The 17387-nt window shown below is 66.0% G+C and carries 19 protein-coding genes and 1 riboswitch; of the genes, 9 read left to right on the top strand and 10 right to left on the bottom strand.

What is annotated here, in order from left to right:
* Window positions 1–270: 270 nt before the first annotated feature.
* The gene (locus IT540_RS06420; protein ID WP_291174635.1) at window positions 271–471 is read right to left on the bottom strand and encodes a lipoprotein; all 201 of its coding nucleotides are present in this window, start codon (window positions 469–471) and stop codon (window positions 271–273) included.
* Between the two features lie 61 nt (window positions 472–532).
* Window positions 533–1918 (bottom strand): argininosuccinate lyase, encoded by a 1386-nt coding sequence (gene argH / locus IT540_RS06415; RefSeq protein WP_291174658.1) that lies wholly within the window; start codon window positions 1916–1918, stop codon window positions 533–535.
* A gap of 69 nt (window positions 1919–1987) precedes the next feature.
* Between argH and IT540_RS06410 the strand changes: the two genes are divergently transcribed.
* On the top strand, window positions 1988–2656 hold the full coding sequence (locus IT540_RS06410) for a TlpA disulfide reductase family protein (protein ID WP_291174633.1): 669 nt from the start codon (window positions 1988–1990) through the stop codon (window positions 2654–2656).
* Window positions 2657–2736: 80 nt separating this feature from the next.
* Window positions 2737–2871 (top strand): hypothetical protein, encoded by a 135-nt coding sequence (locus tag IT540_RS06405; protein ID WP_291174631.1) that lies wholly within the window; start codon window positions 2737–2739, stop codon window positions 2869–2871.
* Between the two features lie 28 nt (window positions 2872–2899).
* Here the strand turns inward: IT540_RS06405 and IT540_RS06400 are convergent, their stop codons facing one another.
* Complete coding sequence (locus tag IT540_RS06400; protein ID WP_291174629.1) at window positions 2900–3346, bottom strand: hypothetical protein; 447 nt, start codon at window positions 3344–3346, stop codon at window positions 2900–2902.
* A gap of 251 nt (window positions 3347–3597) precedes the next feature.
* Between IT540_RS06400 and dapD the strand changes: the two genes are divergently transcribed.
* Genes dapD through dapE form a run of 3 tightly spaced genes read left to right on the top strand, consistent with a single transcriptional unit; the run spans window position 3598 to window position 6349 of the window.
* The gene (gene dapD / locus IT540_RS06395) at window positions 3598–4434 is read left to right on the top strand and encodes a 2,3,4,5-tetrahydropyridine-2,6-dicarboxylate N-succinyltransferase (protein WP_291174627.1); all 837 of its coding nucleotides are present in this window, start codon (window positions 3598–3600) and stop codon (window positions 4432–4434) included.
* 17 nt (window positions 4435–4451) lie between these two features.
* Window positions 4452–5180 (top strand): hypothetical protein, encoded by a 729-nt coding sequence (locus IT540_RS06390; RefSeq protein WP_291174625.1) that lies wholly within the window; start codon window positions 4452–4454, stop codon window positions 5178–5180.
* Complete coding sequence (gene dapE, locus IT540_RS06385; protein WP_291174623.1) at window positions 5177–6349, top strand: succinyl-diaminopimelate desuccinylase; 1173 nt, start codon at window positions 5177–5179, stop codon at window positions 6347–6349. The genes IT540_RS06390 and dapE overlap by 4 nt, the downstream gene beginning before the upstream one ends.
* Window positions 6350–6567: 218 nt before the next feature.
* Here the strand turns inward: dapE and IT540_RS06380 are convergent, their stop codons facing one another.
* Entirely contained in the window at window positions 6568–7338 is a 771-nt protein-coding gene (locus tag IT540_RS06380; protein WP_291174621.1) for an SDR family oxidoreductase, read from the bottom strand.
* A gap of 158 nt (window positions 7339–7496) precedes the next feature.
* Between IT540_RS06380 and IT540_RS06375 the strand changes: the two genes are divergently transcribed.
* On the top strand, window positions 7497–7841 hold the full coding sequence (locus IT540_RS06375; protein ID WP_291174619.1) for a metalloregulator ArsR/SmtB family transcription factor: 345 nt from the start codon (window positions 7497–7499) through the stop codon (window positions 7839–7841).
* 242 nt (window positions 7842–8083) lie between these two features.
* Here IT540_RS06375 and IT540_RS06370 read toward each other — a convergent pair whose 3' ends face one another.
* The gene (locus IT540_RS06370) at window positions 8084–9244 is read right to left on the bottom strand and encodes a 2'-deoxycytidine 5'-triphosphate deaminase (RefSeq protein WP_291174656.1); all 1161 of its coding nucleotides are present in this window, start codon (window positions 9242–9244) and stop codon (window positions 8084–8086) included.
* Between the two features lie 182 nt (window positions 9245–9426).
* Window positions 9427–9505, top strand: a riboswitch (SAM riboswitch).
* Window positions 9506–9605: 100 nt separating this feature from the next.
* Here IT540_RS06370 and IT540_RS06365 point away from each other — a divergent pair.
* The 3 genes from IT540_RS06365 to argE all read left to right on the top strand — a co-directional run bounded on the left by IT540_RS06365 (window position 9606) and on the right by argE (window position 12634).
* Window positions 9606–10823 (top strand): O-succinylhomoserine sulfhydrylase, encoded by a 1218-nt coding sequence (locus tag IT540_RS06365; protein ID WP_291174617.1) that lies wholly within the window; start codon window positions 9606–9608, stop codon window positions 10821–10823.
* A 240-nt stretch (window positions 10824–11063) separates the two neighbouring features.
* The gene (apaG, locus tag IT540_RS06360) at window positions 11064–11471 is read left to right on the top strand and encodes a Co2+/Mg2+ efflux protein ApaG (protein WP_291174615.1); all 408 of its coding nucleotides are present in this window, start codon (window positions 11064–11066) and stop codon (window positions 11469–11471) included.
* 5 nt (window positions 11472–11476) lie between these two features.
* Window positions 11477–12634 carry an acetylornithine deacetylase gene (argE, locus tag IT540_RS06355; protein WP_291174613.1) on the top strand — a complete coding sequence of 386 codons (1158 nt, stop codon included), beginning with the start codon at window positions 11477–11479 and terminating at the stop codon, window positions 12632–12634.
* Between the two features lie 326 nt (window positions 12635–12960).
* Here the strand turns inward: argE and IT540_RS06350 are convergent, their stop codons facing one another.
* From IT540_RS06350 to IT540_RS06330, 5 genes are all read right to left on the bottom strand, one after another.
* Window positions 12961–13509, bottom strand: a complete 549-nt coding sequence (locus IT540_RS06350; protein ID WP_291174611.1) for a hypothetical protein — start codon at window positions 13507–13509, stop codon at window positions 12961–12963.
* A 202-nt stretch (window positions 13510–13711) separates the two neighbouring features.
* On the bottom strand, window positions 13712–14710 hold the full coding sequence (locus IT540_RS06345) for an adenosine kinase (protein ID WP_291174609.1): 999 nt from the start codon (window positions 14708–14710) through the stop codon (window positions 13712–13714).
* A gap of 103 nt (window positions 14711–14813) precedes the next feature.
* On the bottom strand, window positions 14814–15860 hold the full coding sequence (holA, locus tag IT540_RS06340; RefSeq protein ID WP_291174607.1) for a DNA polymerase III subunit delta: 1047 nt from the start codon (window positions 15858–15860) through the stop codon (window positions 14814–14816).
* Between the two features lie 14 nt (window positions 15861–15874).
* Window positions 15875–16432, bottom strand: a complete 558-nt coding sequence (locus IT540_RS06335; protein WP_291174605.1) for a hypothetical protein — start codon at window positions 16430–16432, stop codon at window positions 15875–15877.
* Window positions 16433–16558: 126 nt separating this feature from the next.
* A partial coding sequence (locus tag IT540_RS06330) for a class I tRNA ligase family protein (RefSeq protein ID WP_291174603.1) occupies window positions 16559–17387 on the bottom strand: 829 nt, incomplete at its 5' end.

Here is a 17387-nt window from a genome sequence, read left to right as displayed (position 1 = left end):
TCACGGAAAAACATTGATCCGTAATGCTCAGCTCTATGGCGGTCGCCTAGCACCCCGGGTCATAGCAACTCGGGCGCAGCACATCCTCGACGTGTCTGGACTCCGGCCTGCGCCGGAGTGACGTCAACGGTGTGGACACCGCTGCCCCTACACGCAGCGTCATCCCGGCGAAGGCCGGGATCCAGACACGCATCCGCAGCGCCGCCACGGCCCGACGAGCCGAGGTGCAGCCGAGCGGAAAAACGCAAGATTTATCAGAAAATCAGTGGACTAGCGCAGGAGTCCATCGAGGATGAAGCCCTTGTGCGGCTTCGGCGCGGCACCTTCGGGCTTGCCTTCGCCGGACTGGGCGTCGGCGGTGGCCTGAGCCTGGGCTTCGCGCGGGGTTTCGAGGCCACCGCGCACGCCGCACGCGCTGAGCGTGAACGCCAGCGCCGTAGCAGCCAGAAGTGCGCGAGCAAAGCGCGTCATATCGATCAAGCCCTTAGCGGCCGCGACCAGCGCGACGGTTAACCGGGAAACCGGGCGGATTTTAGCGCTCTGACCTGTCCTTTTCCAAGCGCCGCGCCCAGGCGCGCGCCATTTTCGCGACGTTCTGTGGCGCAGTTCCCCCATAGCTCCGCCGCGACTTTACGGAATTCTCCACCGAAAGGACCGAGTAAACGCTGTTCGAAATCCGCGGCTCGATGCCCTGCATGACCTCGAGCGGCAGCTTTTCGAGCGCAAGACCTTGCTCCTCGGCCGCCTTCACGATGGCCCCCGTGACGTGATGGGCCTCGCGGAACGGCATCTTGAGCTCGCGCACCAGCCAGTCGGCGAGATCCGTGGCCGTGGAGTACCCGCTGCCGGCGGCGGCCCGCATCGCCTCCTTGACCGGCTCGAGATCCGCCACCATGCCGGCCATGGCCGCGAGCGCAAGCCGGAGCGAAGCGAGCGCATCGAACGTCGCCTCCTTGTCCTCCTGCATGTCCTTCGAGTAGGCGAGCGGCAGGCCCTTCATGACCATGAGCAGGTTCTGGAACGCCGCCGCGATGCGCCCGACCTTGGCGCGCACCAGCTCCGCCGCGTCCGGATTGCGCTTCTGCGGCATGATCGACGAGCCGGTCGTGAACCGGTCGGAGAGCTGGATGAAGCCGAACTGCGGCGTCATCCAGAGCACGATCTCCTCCGCGAAGCGCGAGAGATGCACGGCCGTGATGGCGGAAGCCGCCAACACCTCGAGCGCGAAGTCGCGGTCCGCCACGCCGTCCAGCGAGTTGGCCATCGGCCGGTCGAACCCCAGCACCTCCGCCGTCTTGGCCCGGTCGATGGGAAACGACGTGCCGGCCAGCGCCGCCGAGCCGAGCGGGCACTCGTTGAGCCGCCGCCGCGCATCGGCGAAGCGGCCCCGGTCGCGACCCAGCATCTCGACATAGGCGAGCAGGTGGTGGCCGAACGTCACCGGCTGCGCCGGCTGCAGGTGCGTGAAGCCCGGCATCACGGTCGCCGCGTGCGTCTCGGCCTTGGCCACCAGCACGGCCTGCAACTCGCCGATGGCCGCGATGATCGAATCGGCGGCGTCCCGCACGAACAGCCGGAAGTCCGTCGCCACCTGGTCGTTGCGCGAGCGCGCCGTGTGCAGCCGCCCGGCCGACGGCCCGATGATCTCCTTGAGCCGGCTCTCGATGTTCATGTGCACGTCCTCGAGCGCGCGCGAGAACGTGAAGCTCCCATCCGCGATCTCGGCCGCCACCTGATCCAGCCCGCGCAGGATCTCGCGCGCATCGCTCTTGGTGATGATTCCGGCCTCGCCGAGCATGGCCGCGTGCGCCTTGGAGCCGCGGATGTCCTGCGGCGCGAGCGCCTTGTCGAAGGAGACCGAGACATTTATCTCCTGCATGATGTCGGCAGGAGAGGCGGCGAAACGGCCGCCCCACATTTTGTTGGCTTTATTGTCTGTCACAGAACGGGCCCTCCGCGAGACCCAGGCGATCGGAAAAAGCAAGCGATGAACGAAAACGGCAATGCGCCCGGCGCACCTCAGAGAAGCACCGCGGTCCCCATTGCCCTGGCCGCAGTTGCGGCTCTTGTCGGCTTTGCCGCGGTATACGGCACGCTTGACCGCCCTGACAACACCAGCCTTACCGGCAACGCCGCACCCGCACCCGAAAAGCACGCCCCCGATACGCGCCGCCGCGCGCCCGGCCTGCCGGCCTTCGTCTACAAGGCGACACCCGAGCCCCTGGCCGACGTTAACTTCGTCGACGGCACCGGCGCCCCCAAAACGCTGAAGGACTTCCGCGGCAAGACCGTGCTTTTGAATCTGTGGGCCACCTGGTGCGCGCCCTGCCGCGAGGAGATGCCGTCCCTCGACCGGCTTCAGGCGGAGCTGGGCTCGGACACCTTCGAGGTCGTCGCCCTCGCCGTGGACCGCACCGGCCTCGACGCCGCGCGGAGATTCCTCGACGGCATCGAGGTGAAGACGCTCGCGCTCTACGCCGACCCGACCACCCGCTCGGGCTCGGCCCTGAAGGCAATCGGCATGCCGACCACCATCCTGATCGACGCCGAGGGCCGCGAGATCGGCCGCTTGTCGGGGCCTGCCGAATGGGATTCCGAAGCTGCCAAGCGCCTGATCACAGACACCCTCGCACCCCCCGCCGCCGCCTCTAACTAGCTGGCCCCGGCTTACGGGATGGTCCCCTAAGGGGATGGGTGCGCGGGAGTCCGCCACAACAGGCGTCGCATGTGCGGAGGATGGCGTGGATCCTGGCCTTCGCCGGGATGACGTCGAAAGAAGGCATGCCGCTCGCCACAAGCACCGTCATGCCGGCGAAGGCCGGCACCCACGCAAGCTTCCACGAACGCCACATCGGCGGGGTCCTCGCGTAACCTCACAAGGAAAACCCGTCTCGGAAGACTAGAAGATCAGCCCCACGAGCGAGGCGACGACTGTCGCCGCCAGGAAGCCGATGGCGAGGCTGCCGGGTTGCAGCCGCCCCGCGCGGTCCGCCTCGCGCGCCTGGGCCGCGGACAGCTCGGCGAGCTTGCGGTCGATGGCGATGAAGCTCTTGTGGGTGAGGTTGTTGTAGTCGGGACGCGGCCCTTCGAGCGCATCCACGCGCCCGCGCACGTCCTTGACCAGCCGGATCATCTCATCCAGCTTGTAATCTCTTGAATTCCTGAGGCTTTCTGCAAGGGACTGAAAGCGGCTCGCCTGCTGGGCGTGCTCGGCCAGCTCGGTCACCCGCTGTGCCAACGCGTCCTCGCGCCGCTCCAGCCGCTCGATCTTCGCCGTCAGGCGATCGATCGTAACCGCCGTCTCGGCGATGAAGGTGTCACGCGTACTCCACGGACCTGCCGTCACGACACCACTCGGACCTCTTGCTCCGAGCTCCTGAGACCCAAGCACGCGGACCTCCCATCACTACGCATTACAAAAGAAATGACTGGGCGTGGACGCCGCCGCAAACGCGCGGAGGCGGCCACATCCCTAAGACTAGAGCAATCGCGTTAACGTGAGGTTTGCCCTTGCACGACCTGACCCCTGATCATTGACAGCCCCCGCCAGGGCCGCCATGAACGCCTCCCGGACGAGAAAAAGGGGCAAGAGCGAGCATGAGCGACCTTCAGACGACGATCGAGGCAGCCTGGGACGCTCGCGACAGCGTGACCTCGGCAACCAAGGGCGCCGTGCGCGAGGCCGTCGAGACGGCCCTCGACCTCCTGGACCAGGGCAAGGCCCGTGTCGCCGAGAAGACGGACGGCGCATGGACCGTCAACCAGTGGCTCAAGAAGGCCGTGCTGCTATCGTTCCGCCTGACGGACATGGGCCCCATCTCCGGCGGCCCGGCCGGCTCCGTCTACTGGGACAAGGTGCCGCCCAAGTTCACGGGCTGGACCGAGGACGACTTCAAGAAGGGCGGCTTCCGCGTGCTGCCGGGCTCCTATGTGCGCCGATCGGCCTATATCGCGCCGGGCGTGGTGCTGCTGCCCTCCTTCATCAACCTCGGCGCCTACGTCGACTCCGGCACCATGGTCGACACCTGGGCCACCGTGGGCTCCTGCGCCCAGATCGGCAAGAACTGCCACCTCTCGGGCGGCGCCGGCATCGGCGGCGTGCTGGAGCCGCTGCAGGCCGGCCCGGTCATCATCGAGGACAACTGTTTCATCGGCGCCCGCGCCGAGGTGGCCGAGGGCGTCATCGTCGGCGAGGGCTCGGTGCTCTCCATGGGCGTCTACCTCGGCGCCTCCACCACCATCATCGACCGCGCCACGGGCGAGAAGCATTTCGGCCGCGTGCCACCCTACTCGGTGGTGGTCTCGGGCACCATGCCTGGCAAGCCCTTGCCCAACGGCGAGCCGGGCCCGAACCTCTACTGCGCCGTCATCGTCAAGCGCGTGGACGAGAAGACCCGCTCCAAGACCTCCATCAACGAATTGCTGCGCGATTAGGCGGGAGAGGAGCGCTCATGTATCAGAGCCTTGATCCGGCACTGATCATCGCTACGCTCGAAAAGCTCGAACGGAGGATCAGCGAGCGTTTCCCTGGTTCGGGCCTGTCGCGTGTCAGCGACGAGCTGACCGTCATGGCGCGCGAGACCTCGGCGAAAGTCGCGGCCATCGCAGGACCCAACTACGTCATGCGATCCGTTCGCGTGGTGCTTCTGATCGGAGGCGCACTCGTTGCGTATCTGATTTGGCATGCGCTCAAGCTCGAAGCCTCGGCGGAGCTCACCAGCATCGTGCAGGCAATCGATGCCGCGACGAGCCTGCTCATCGTCTGCGGCGGTCTCGCGCTCTATCTCTGGACGCTCGAGAACCGCTGGCGGCGGGAGCAGGCTCTCGAAGCCCTGCACGAGCTGCGCTCGCTGATCCATGTCATCGACATGCACCAGCTGACCAAGGACCCGACCGCGTTCGGCGCGCCGCGCACGTCCTCCTCGCCCGACCGCACCATGACGCCGTTCCAGCTCCTGCGCTATCTCGGCTACTGCTCCGAGCTGCTATCGCTCGCGAGCAAGGTCGCGGCCCTCTTCGCCGACAAGATCCGCGACCCGTCTATCGTCGATGCCGTGGGCGACATCGAGCGGCTGACCGCGCATCTGTCGCAGAAGATCTGGCAGAAGATCGAGTTGATCCAGGAGCGCTTGCCGACCCGCCCGGCAAGCGATGCGCTGGCACCGAGGGTCGACGCATGAGCCTGGACGCCAAGGACCCCGTTGCGCTGACCCAGGCGCTGATCCGCTGCGAAAGCGTAACGCCCGACGAAGGCGGCGCGCTGACGCTACTGGAAAGCGTGCTCGCACCCGCGGGCTTCACCTGCCATCGCATGACGTTCACCGAGCCGGGCACGCCCGACGTCGAGAACCTCTATGCGCGTTTCGGCTCGAGCGCTCCGCATCTCTGCTTCGCCGGCCACACCGACGTCGTACCGCCCGGCGACATCGCCGCCTGGACCTCCCCGCCGTTCTCCGGCGAGATCCGCGACGGCATTCTCTACGGCCGCGGCGCCGTGGACATGAAGGGCGGCATCGCCTGCTTCGTTGCCGCCGCGCTGCGCCATCTCGCGTCGAGCGGGAAGCTCAACGGTTCCATCTCGTTCCTGATAACCGGCGACGAGGAAGGCCCGTCCATCAACGGCACCACGAAGCTAATCGACTGGCTGGGATCGCGCGGCGAGGTGCTCGACGCCTGTCTCGTCGGCGAGCCATCCAACCCGAACGCGCTCGGCGACGAGATCAAGATCGGCCGCCGCGGCGCACTGACGGCCGAGATCGTCGTGCACGGCCGCCAGGGCCACGCCGCCTATCCGCAGAAGGCCGACAACCCGATTCCGAAGCTCGAGCGCCTCCTGGACCGGCTCTGCTCCGCCGAGATCGACCGCGGCACCGAGCACTTCGAGCCGTCGAACCTGCAGATCACCGTTCTTTCGGTGCCGAACCACGCCGCGAACGTCATCCCCGCCGAGGCGCACGCCACCGTCAACATCCGCTACAACGACACCTGGCGCCGCGACACCATCGAGGCCTGGGTGCGCAAACAGGCCGCCGCTGCGGCCACCACCGTCGGCGCCGCCTACGACATCACGTTCTCCGGCACCGGCGACGTGTTCCTGACCAGCCCTGGCGTGCTGGTCGAGACGCTGGCCACTGCCGTCGCCGGGGAGACTGGCCGGCGCCCCGCGCTCACCACCGGCGGCGGCACATCGGACGCCCGCTTCATCAAGGATCTCTGTCCAGTGGTCGAGTTCGGCCTCGTCAACACCACCATCCACGCCGTCGACGAGCACGTGCCGCTGGCCGATCTCGCGCGCCTGACCGCCATCTACGAGCGCTTTCTCGCCGGCTATTTCAGCAGCAAAGCGTAGAGCCTTCCGCGCCCCCGCACCCGCGCCGCTCTCGCGTCCGGGTGAGGGGGCACTGCATTGCCCATTGAAAGGCGAGAATCCCCGGCCTTGGCGAGAGTGACGGAGCGCTAGGGGAAAGATAGCGAAGCAGCCACCTCTGGGGGACACAGGGGGGGGGGGGGAAGCCAGGTGGCTGCAAGCTCCGTCACTCCGGCGAAGGCCGGGGCTGATTTGTCCTCTTAAAACGTCAGCGTTGTTCCGCCCGACGCCTCGATGACCTGCCCGGTCACCCAGCGCGCATCCGAGCTCGCCACGAACGCCACCACATCGGCAACGTCGTCGGCCTTGCCGATCCGCTTCAGCGCCTGCTGGCTCTTGACCGCCTCCGCCATCGCGGGATCCTGCAGGAACGCGCCCATGTCGGTCGCGGTGGCGCCGGGCGACACCGCGTTGACGGTGATCGAACGCGGGCCGAGCACGACACCAAGCGTCTTCACGAGATTGTCGAGCGGCGCCTTGAGCGCCGAATAAGCCGCGACATCAGGAAAAGGCGTGCGCACGACGCCGCTCGAGATGAAGACGACACGTCCGCCGTCGTTGAGCCGCTTGGCCCCTTCCTGCGTGATGAAGAACGGCGACTTGACGTTGACGGTATAGATCTCGTCGAGCACAGCCTCGGTGGTGTCCTCGAAAGTCGCGAACGGCGCGATGGCCGCATTGTTGACGAGGATATCGAACCGGTTCGATCCCGTACGCGCCTGCACGGCCGTGTCGAAGGCGTCGTAAAGCGTCTTCACGCCATCCTTGGCGGCCAGGTCCGATCCGATGGCGAACGCGCCGCCGCCGGCTCCGGTAATGGCCTCGACGGTCTCTCTGGCGGCCGCCTGGTTCTTTCCATAGTGTACGGCGACGAGCGCGCCGTCAGAGGCCAAACGCTCCGCAATCGCCCGGCCGATGCCGCGGCTCGCGCCCGTAACCAGCGCAGTCTTGCCTTGAAGGGGACGTGCCATACAATTTTCTCCATATTCCTCAAGTGTATAGATCCGGAACCCACTGCGGCCGGGCCGGCCGTATCGGCCCCGGCTGCAGCGTCAGATAGGGTGGAAACACAGAAGTTCAAGAGTTTCGAACTATTGAATTAGGGCAGAAGCGCTGCCATATCCCACCCATGAAAAGACCGTTGCTGCACCCCCAGCCCGAGGAGCTCCGATTGGAGAGCGTGCTCTATGCGCTCGCCGATCCGGTCCGGCTTGAGATCGTGCGCCGCCTCGTCACCGGCGACTGCCCGCTCAACTGCTCGGCCGCCGCCCCGGCGCACCTGCCGAAGTCTACGCAGTCTCATCACTTTCAGATCTTGCGGGAAGCAGGGCTCATCTGCTCCGAGCGCCGCGGCACGGAGGTCGTGAACACGCTGCGCCTGGACGAGATCGAGCAGCGGTTCCCCGGCGTCGTCACCGCCATCCTGAAGGCTGCCAAACCCTTTCAATGCCCGGACGCGGACGGCAACGCCTGACCGCTCTCCACCTGTCATCCCGGCCGAAGCAGCGGCGCGAAGCGGCGCCGCGTAGAGCCGGAGCGTTATCCGGGATGACATCCTGAAGCGAGTGACGTCGGTGGAAGCGCAACCGACCTCCGCCACTCCAACCGTCATCCCGGCGTCATGGCGGAGCCATGCTACGCATGGACGGCCGGGATCCAAGCACGTGGCCGCATTACCCCCGTGCCCTCCTCCACGCAGCGACCGAAGCCCGCCTGCTATCTGAAATGCTTCGAGAGCTTCAGCCCCTGGCCTTGATAGTTTGAGCCAATACCAGACCCGTATAGCCGGGCTGGAGGAGCAGCGAGACGCTCATAAAGCAGGCGCCCAATGATTTGGGCATCCTCAAGAATGAACGGAATATCTAGGCTCCGAACCTCCAACACCGCCCGAGCCCCTGCCGGCTTTCCATTTATGATGCCGAAACCCGGATCAAAAAAACCAGCGTAGTGCACACGGTATTCACCCATCATTGGGTCAAAGGGTGCCATCTCGGCTGCGTACTGTTCAGGCACCAACACCGCTTCTTTGGACGCCAAGATATAAAACTCCTGGGGGTCTAGAACTAGACGACCCCCATCCGTATCATCAATTATATCCCAGTATTTTCGGTGGTCGTATCCACCCACCTTGTCGACGTCGATTACGCCCGCATACCGCTTTGCCTTGTAGCCGATCACAGGACTTTTCGACTTCCGCGTAAGGTCGACTCTCAGATTGAGCCCATCGCGAAATGTTGCGTCCAGATCGACCAGCCGTGTGCGACCGTGAAGAGCTTGTAAGCTCGCATCCGATATAAACCGCTGCTCCCGCGGCTGCCTCGGCGTTCGACGCAAAAACCTAAGTTGGCTCAACCGCGAACCTTGATGGACCAGAATACTGAAGGTCCGAGGAGAGATTTCTAGGTACAACGGGCCTTCATATCCAGCTGGGACATAATCGAACGACTCACCATTGTCTGTTATCAAACGCGTAAATACATCAAGTCTGCCGGTCGAACTCTTTGGGTTGGCTATAGCGGAGATCGCTTGGCGAAGACGCAATGACTCCATAAGCGGCACTAGATAAACACAATTCGTCTCAAGCACTGCACCGTCTACGAGCGAGAACGCGTTGTGCTGAAGCTCATCCAACTTGCTAGTAACGGTGGTATTGGGCCCCGGAAGGAAGCTCGCACGTATCCGATAACCGATCGGCCCAAGGCGAAGGTCCAGGCTCGCAGGTTGCACCTGAGACTTAAGGTCGAGCCTCCCCTCGTCGCACAGGACTTCGCCCGTGCGGATTAAGTTGTCGATCGCTTGGCAAGGGAGAACACCAGTGCGGACTGCCGCCCGACGCCGCGACGGCAGATTGTCAAATAGTTCAGGCTCTCGGGACATATATCCCATGTATGCTTTGCCCCCTGTCCTGGCCAACTCTGCGCAATCAAGTGGTTAGTTTAGGACAGCGACGCGGCAGGGTCCGTAGCTCAACGGTAACGCTACCCCAGTGTTCCCCAGAAATAAGCGCCCCTTGACGCCAAGAGCCAGGAGGGTCTAATCGGGGCCTTATCCCGCACGCTTCGCGGGATCGTGGTGATTTGGCCGGCCGGCTTGCAGCCACGTTAAACAACTCGCTAAAGAGGGCCCATGCGCGTGACCCGGCGACTGGTCCGCCCTGGCTCATGGAAGCGGGGAGGACAGCCGGGTTTTTCTATGCGGGCGCGGCGACGCGTCCCCCATGCGCACAAGGGGCTTCACCATGGCCACAACCAAGAACAGGACCATCTCCGCCGATCCCGCAAGCTGGAGCCCCGAGACACAGCTCGTGCACGGCGGCACCCTGCGCTCTGGCTTCGGCGAGACGTCGGAGGCGCTCTTTCTGACGCAGGGCTTCGTCTACGCCTCCGCCGAGCAGGCCGAGGCCCGCTTCAAGAACGAGGACCCGGGCTTCCAGTACTCGCGCTTCGGCAACCCGACCGTCGCCATGTTCGAGGAGCGCATCCGCCTGCTCGAAGGCGCCGAGGTGGCCCGCGCCACGGCGACCGGCATGGCCGCTGTCACCGCCGGCCTGCTCTCGTTCCTGAAAGCGGGCGACCACATCGTTGCCGCCCGCGCCATGTTCGGTTCCTGCCGCTACATCGTCGAGACCCTGTGTCCGCGCTTCGGCATCGCCATGACGCTGATCGACGGCCGCGACATCGAAAACTGGAAAGCCGCGGTCCGCCCCAACACCAAAGCCTTCTTCTTCGAGACGCCGGCCAACCCGACTCTCGACCTCGTCGATATCGCGGCCGTCTCGGCACTCGCGAAGGAGCACGGCATCACCACCGTCGTCGACAACGTGTTCGCGACGCCCATGCTGCAGCGGCCGCTCGCGCACGGCGCGGACGTGGTCGTCTACTCCGCCACCAAGCACATCGACGGCCAGGGCCGCTGCCTCGGCGGCGCCGTGCTCTGCACGGAGAAGTTCCTCGCCGACTACCTGCAGGACTTCATCCGCCAGACCGGCCCCTCGCTCTCCCCGTTCAACGCCTGGGTGATGCTGAAGGGGCTCGAGACGCTACCGATCCGCGTCAAAGCGCAAAGCGCCAACGCCGCCTTCCTCGCCGACGGCCTCGCCGCCCTGAAAGGCGTCACGCGCGTGATCTACTGCGGCCGCCCCGATCACCCCCAGGCCACCATCGTGAAGAAGCAGATGACGGGCGGCGGCCAGATGATCGCGTTCGAGGTCGAAGGCGGCAAGGAGGCGGCCTTCCGCCTGCAGAACACGCTCAAGATCATCAAGATTTCCAACAACCTGGGCGACGCCAAGAGCATCATCACGCACCCCGCGACGACGACCCACTACCGCATCGGCCCGGAGGCGCGCGCCGAGCTCGGCATCACGGACGGCATGCTGCGCCTCTCCGTCGGCCTCGAGAACGAGCGCGACCTGCTGGCGGACTTGGAAGCCGCCATCACCACCGCCCGCGCCTGACCCCGGCTCCACCTGTCATCCCGGCCGATGCAGCGGCGCGAAGCGGCGCTGCATAGAGCCGGAACCCAGGAGCCAAGGGCTCCAACGTTCTCCCATGCGCCCCTGGGTCCCGGATAGCGCTCCGGCTTGCGTCTCCGCGTTTCCGGGATGACACGTCAGCCGGGCCCTGCTCGGCAAAGACATTGACGCTGCCGCCTCGCGCCGTGGTAATGCTCGCGGAAACCAGCGACGGACCGCCCGGTGAGCGACGAGACCCCATACGAGCAGGTGACGCACGGCATCCGCATCCGCGTCACGCCCGAGTACTCGGAGGACCAGTCGACTCCGGACGAGGGCTATTTCTTCTGGATCTACACCATCGAGATCGCCAACGAGAGCGAGCACACCGTCCAGCTCAAGAGCCGCATCTGGCGCATCACCGACGCTTACGGCAAGACGGAGGAAGTACGCGGGCCGGGCGTCGTCGGGCAGACCCCGGTCATCCCGCCCGGCCAGTCGTTCACTTATTCGTCGGGCTGCCCTCTCTCGACGCCGTCGGGCATCATGGGGGGCAGCTATCAGATGACCGACGAGGGGGGCCGGCTGTTCGACGTCGCCATTCCGGCTTTCTCGCTCGACAGCCCCTACGCGACGCGCAGCGTGAACTGAGACCGATGCCCGACGTACCTGCAGCGATCGAGATCCTGTCCCGTCTCGTCGCCTTCGATACCACCAGCCACAAATCGAACCGCGCCCTCGTGAGCTTCGTCGAGGCCTACATCGCCGGGCACGGCATCGCCGCGCACCTCGTGCCGACGGCCGACGGCGAGAAGGCATCGCTGTTCGCCACCATCGGCCCCGAGGACGTCGCGGGCATAGGGCTCTCGGGCCACACCGACGTTGTTCCCGCCGATCCCGCCGCCTGGACGAGCGATCCGTTCACCCTGCGCGAAGAGCACGGACGCCTCTACGGCCGCGGCACCGCCGACATGAAGGGCTACCTCGCCTGCGTGCTGGCCATGGTGCCGGAGCTCAAGCGCCGCCAGCTGAAGGTGCCGGTGCACATCCTCTTCTCCTACGACGAGGAGGTCGGCTGCACGGGCGTGCGCCCGATGATCGCGGAGCTGGGCGACAGGCTGGTGAAACCGCGCGCCGTGATCGTCGGCGAGCCGACATCGATGGCCGTCGTCGACGCCCACAAGGGCCCCGTGCGCTGGAGCGTCGAGGTCACGGGCCGAGCCGCGCACTCGAGCATGGCGCATCTCGGCGTCAACGCCATCGCGGCCGCCGCGCGCCTCATCGGCAAGCTCGGCGAGATCGAGGCCGAGCTGGCCGCGCAGCCGCCCGACCTTCGCTTCACGCCGCCCTACCCGACGCTGCAGGTGACCGAGATCTCGGGCGGCATCGCCGCCAACATCGTACCAGCCTCGTGCCGCTTCGTGTTCGACATCCGCGCCATGCCCGGCCTCGACATCGAAGCCATCGAGCGCCGCCTCGCCGACTTCGCGAACGACGCCTGCCTTCCTGCCATGCGGCGCATTGCGCCCGAGGCCGCCATCACCATCTGCCGTGTCAACCAGGTGCCGCCTTTCGCTGCCGACTCGGCCTCCGACATCGTGGCCCTGGCGCTCAAGCTCGCCGGCGAGAACGCCACCAGCGCCGTGTCCTACGCCACCGAAGCCGGCCTATTTCAGGACGGCGGCGTTGCGGCCGTCGTCTGCGGGCCAGGCGACATCGCCCAGGCGCACACGGCCGACGAGTGGATCACCGTCTCCGAGATCGAGCGCTGCCTCGCCTTCCTCACCCGCCTTGCCGACTGGGCCGAGACGTAGACCGAGTGCATGGCAGAACGCTGATGACGAAGCGCATCCTTCGAACGTCGTGCTCGCGGAAACTGGCGAGGATCCCGGCCGTCCATGCGAAGCATGGCTCCGCCATGACGCCGGGATGACGGAATTGGTGGCGGTCGGCGCCCACAAACTTGACGTCATGCCGGCGAAGGCCGGCACCCACGCAAGTCTCCACACCATCCATTTCGGCGAATGGGCAGCTCGACGGATCAGCACGGCGCCTCGCGGAAGCATTCGCGATGCGGCGACACCCGGCAGCCATGAAAAAAGGCCGCTTGGGGTGCGGCCTGAGGTAGTGCTAGGCAATGTCAGTGAAGAGTGGTTCGGGTATCGGAACGCTTGGGACAGAACGCTTTCGCGACATCATTCAACAAAAGCTGCTGACGCAACGCCGACGCAACCTGTGGTACACGCAGGAAATCGTCCATCATGGCCATTTGCGCTTCGACGGTCGACGAGACCGCGGAGAGGCCCAACGCGCACCAATGCGTAAACCAGGAGAGCTGAGCCTCCGACATCGTTGCGGGCACCACCTGGGCCAGGCCGCCTGAAGCAGCCGGGCCCAGGGTGGCACCGCCTTGTGCAGGCACGGCCTCACGGCGCGCATCGAGAAGCTCTGCCGATCGTCCGCGGTATCCACCGCTGTGCGCGCCCGTAGGTGCACCGTTCATCTCGGTCTTGAGCTTGTCTCTTAGCCTGCGAATGGTTGAGGGATCGGAGATGCCGATGGCCTTGATGGCCGTCGTCGGCTTCAGGTTCGGGTCTGCCTCGAGCAGCTCCACGATGCGGCGGAGCTGACCACGGTCATCGAGTCCGCTGCCTCTGGGTCGGCCGCGGCGCGCGTAGTCGGAAGGCATGACCAGGATCCATTCATCACGATTCGATTGATGTGAATCTTGATGAGGTTCGCCTCCTTTGCAAAGGAGAAAAACAAGAGAAGCCAATAAGAAATGCAGTCAGGCTAAGAGTTGTTGCGAAAAAGATTCCTCGACTTGTATGTCTTCGGAACAAACCGTGTAGGGCTCGAATGCGGGATTTCCCCCAGACGCCTCGTATGGCTCACGCAATGAACCCGCGCATGCGCGCGAGGTGCGAGAGCTTCACCTCCGGTCGCGCGCCCATCTGCCCGATGATCTCCGCCGCGGCGAAGCTTCCGAGCTGCCCGGCCGCCTTCAGGTCGTAGCCCCTGGCCAGCCCGAACAGGAAGCCCGCAGCATAGAGATCGCCGGCCCCGGTGGTATCCACCACCTTCGCCACGGGCTCCGCGGAGACGAGGACCGGCGTGCCCTCGGACACAATCACCGAGCCCTTCTCGCTGCGCGTCAGCACGGCGAGCCGCGTATCGCGGGCCACATGCTTCATGGCCTCGTCGAAGCTGCTGGTCTCGTAGAGCGCCAGGATCTCGCTCTCGTTGGCGAACAGGATGCCGATGCCGGAGCGGATCAGCGCCAGGAACTCGTCCCGATGCCGGTTGACGCAAAAAGAGTCGGAGAGTGTCAGCGCCACGCGTCGCCCGGCATCGTTGGCGATCTCCACCGCCTGCCGGAACGCCGCTTTCGCCTCGTCCCGGTCGAACAGATAGCCCTCGAGATAGACGATGTTAGAGTTCCTGACGATCTCAGGATCCACCTCGCCCTGGTCGAGATCGGTGCTGATGCCGAGGAACGTGTTCATCGTCCGCTGTCCGTCGGGCGTGACGAGAATGAGCGAGCGCGAGGTGGCACGGCTCGTATCCACCACGGCCGGCGTCTTGAACGTCACACCCGAAGCGCCGATGTCGTGGCGGAAGATGCGCCCGAACTCGTCCTCGGCCACCTTGCCGATGAATGCCGCGCGCCCGCCGAGCGAGGCGACGCCGACCACCGTGTTGGCCGCCGAGCCGCCCGAGATCTCGATGGCCGGTCCCATGTCCTTGTAGATGCTGGCGATCGTCTCCGTGTCGACGAGGCGCATATGCCCCTTGGGCGCCCCATGGCGGTCCAGGAACCCGTCGTCGCAGCGGCCGATGATGTCGACGATCGCGTTGCCGATCGCGACCACATCGAATGTCCCTGGCATATTCCCTCTCTCCTCGCCCAGAATGCAGCCGCGCACTATAGGCACGGCCTTTGCTTGCGCAACGTCACCTTGTGACGAGCGCCTGCTCCCGATCGTCGCGTGCTCACCGTGTGCGGCCCGGACCTGTCCCGTCCCTCACCATCATGGCCAGCCCCATCAGGAGCCGTTCCGACAGTGGCTCTTCGAGCGTGCTCGTGAGGCGCGCGGCCCGCGCGGTGCCCGAGATGCGCTTCAGCGCTTCCGTAAGCCGCGGCGTGGTCCACATCCGGCACTGCGCCGCGAACGCATCCTTCTGCTTGAAATGCAGGGGCGGACGCATCTGGCGCAGCGCCTCGTCCAGGCTGGTGCCCCGGTCCACCGCCGCGCGCACCCGATGCAGCCGCTGGAAGTGCCGTTGCGTGGCGGCGATGATGGCCTGCGCGCCCTCGCCCGACGAGACGGCGCGCCCGCATTCCGCCACCGCGCGCTGCATCTGCCCGGACGCCGCGGCGAAGGTAATGCGCTCGAGCGCCAGCTCCGACACATCCCCAACCACGGCCTCCACGTCCTCGACGCCGATCTCGGCGCGCGAGCCGACGTAGAGCAGGAGCTTCTCGATCTCGCCGCGCGACAGCGCCCGGTCCGCTCCCAGGCGATCCACCAGCGCCTGGCGGGCCTCGGGCGTGATCGTGGCGCCCGCCTCACGCACCATGTCCCGGATCAGCGTCTCGAGGTCCTGCGCCGCATCCGCGTAGCAGGCGACGGCCGCCGCCGCGGGCGCCTTCTCGAACAGTGTGCGCAGCGACTCGTCGGGCCTGAGGTTGCCGGCCTCGACGATCAGCACGCCTTCGATGAGGTTCCCGTCGAGGAGCGGCTTCAGCGCCTGCGCCGTCACGCGCCGGCCCGCCGTCGCGCGCACGATCTTGGGTCCGCCGAACATGGCGACGGTGCCGAGCTCGACGGCCAGCCGGTCCGGGTCCGCATCGAGATCGCTGTCGTCGAGGCGGATCAGCTCCCCCGGCGGATCGAAGCGCGCCGCCGCAGCCTTTGCCAGCGCCTGCGCGCGCTCGCTGACGAGTCCGGCATCGGAGCCGAAGAACAGCACCGCGCGGATCTTGGGGTCGGGGGAGGAGAGGAACGCCTGGGCCTGATGCGCCTTGACGGCAACCATGATGGATAGGCGGCCTAGGCGGCGCCTGCGAGATAGGCGGAGAGCCGCGCCTTGAGATCCTCGCCGACGACCTTCGCCGCGCGGTTCTCGGCGTCCTCGCGCGCGCGCACGTTGGAGAAGATCGACTTGTTGCGCTCGAAGGCCGCGCGCCCGAAGCTGGTCCCCTTGAGCACCACCGAGCGATCCGAGATGCGCACGAGCTGGAAGTTCGCCTCGACGTTATAGATCTGGCTGCCGGACTCGCCGTCGAGACGAACAAGGCTCGACGTCACGCTCTCGCGGATGGCCACCTCGAGCCGCATGTCGGGCTGCACGGCCTCGCCACCGCCGCCGGTGGCCAGGAAGATGAGCTCGTTGCGGATCTGCTGGCCGACGCGGCCGGGAATGGTCACCACCGAGACCTTGGCCAGGCGCTCGTCGGCATTGGCTCCACCGATGCCTGCGCTGCCGTAGAGCGGGCGGAAGCCGCCGTTGCCGCAAGCAGCGAGGACAGGCGCAACCAGGAGAGCGGCCAGAACCAGCCGCGATGCGCTGCGCCAACGGCCTGCCGGATGGAAAGCCCTCCGGTTCACGGCGCTCCTTGCTCCGACGCGCGAACGCATGGTCCCGTCTTGCCCCTCGACCATGATCGCCTCGGACCCCGTCAATCCGAAGCGAAAATCACCGGTCTCATCAAAGACCTGGAGCGTACACACGCTCTAGGCGACGACATTCACAATTCTTTGCGGCACGACGATGATCTTCTTCGGTGGCCGTCCCTCGAGCGCCCGCACTACGGGGTCGAGCTTCAGGGCTGCCGCCTTGACCTCGTCTTCCGCAGCGTCGCGCGCGATGAGAAGCTCGTCGCGGCGCTTGCCATTCACCTGTACGGCAATGGTGATCTTATCGTCAACGAGCAACCCGGCATCCACCGCCGGCCAGGGCTGATTGGCGAGCAAAGTGTTGTATCCGAGCCGCGCCCAGCATTCCTCGCCGAGGTGAGGCATCATCGGCCCGATCATCTGCACGAATAGTTCACCCGCTTCCCGGAATACCCATGCGAAGTCTTTGCTGGTCTTGCTTCCTGCCGGAAACTTGGCCAGTGCAGCCGACAAGACATTGGTAAATTCATAGATCTGCGCCACGGCCACGTTGAAGCGCAGGCCCTCGATGCTCTGCGCCACGGCATGGGTGGCCTTGTGCGCCGCCCGCCTGAGGGCCAGGGCCTCTGCCGAGAGCGCTGGCGGCGCCCCGGCGGCGCCCGGCACGGACGCCGGCGCAGCCTTGTCGGCCAGATCGTCGACCACGCGCCAGGCCCGCTGGATGAACCGCCCCGCGCCCTGGATGCCGGCCTCCGTCCATACAACGTCGCGCTCGGGCGGGCTGTCCGAGAGCATGAACCAGCGCGCGCAGTCCGCACCCCAGCCCTCGATGATGTCGTCCGGATCGACGAGGTTCTTCTTCGACTTCGACATCTTCTCGATGGAGCCGATGACGACCGGCTTGCCGGTCGCGATCTCGACCCCGCGCTGCCCCTCCCCGTCGCCG

This window comes from Hyphomicrobium sp. (assembly GCF_020852195.1).
GTDB lineage: Bacteria > Pseudomonadota > Alphaproteobacteria > Rhizobiales > Hyphomicrobiaceae > Hyphomicrobium_C.
Note: the sequence above shows the minus strand (reverse complement) of the source record. Positions and strands in the feature narration are given on the sequence as shown.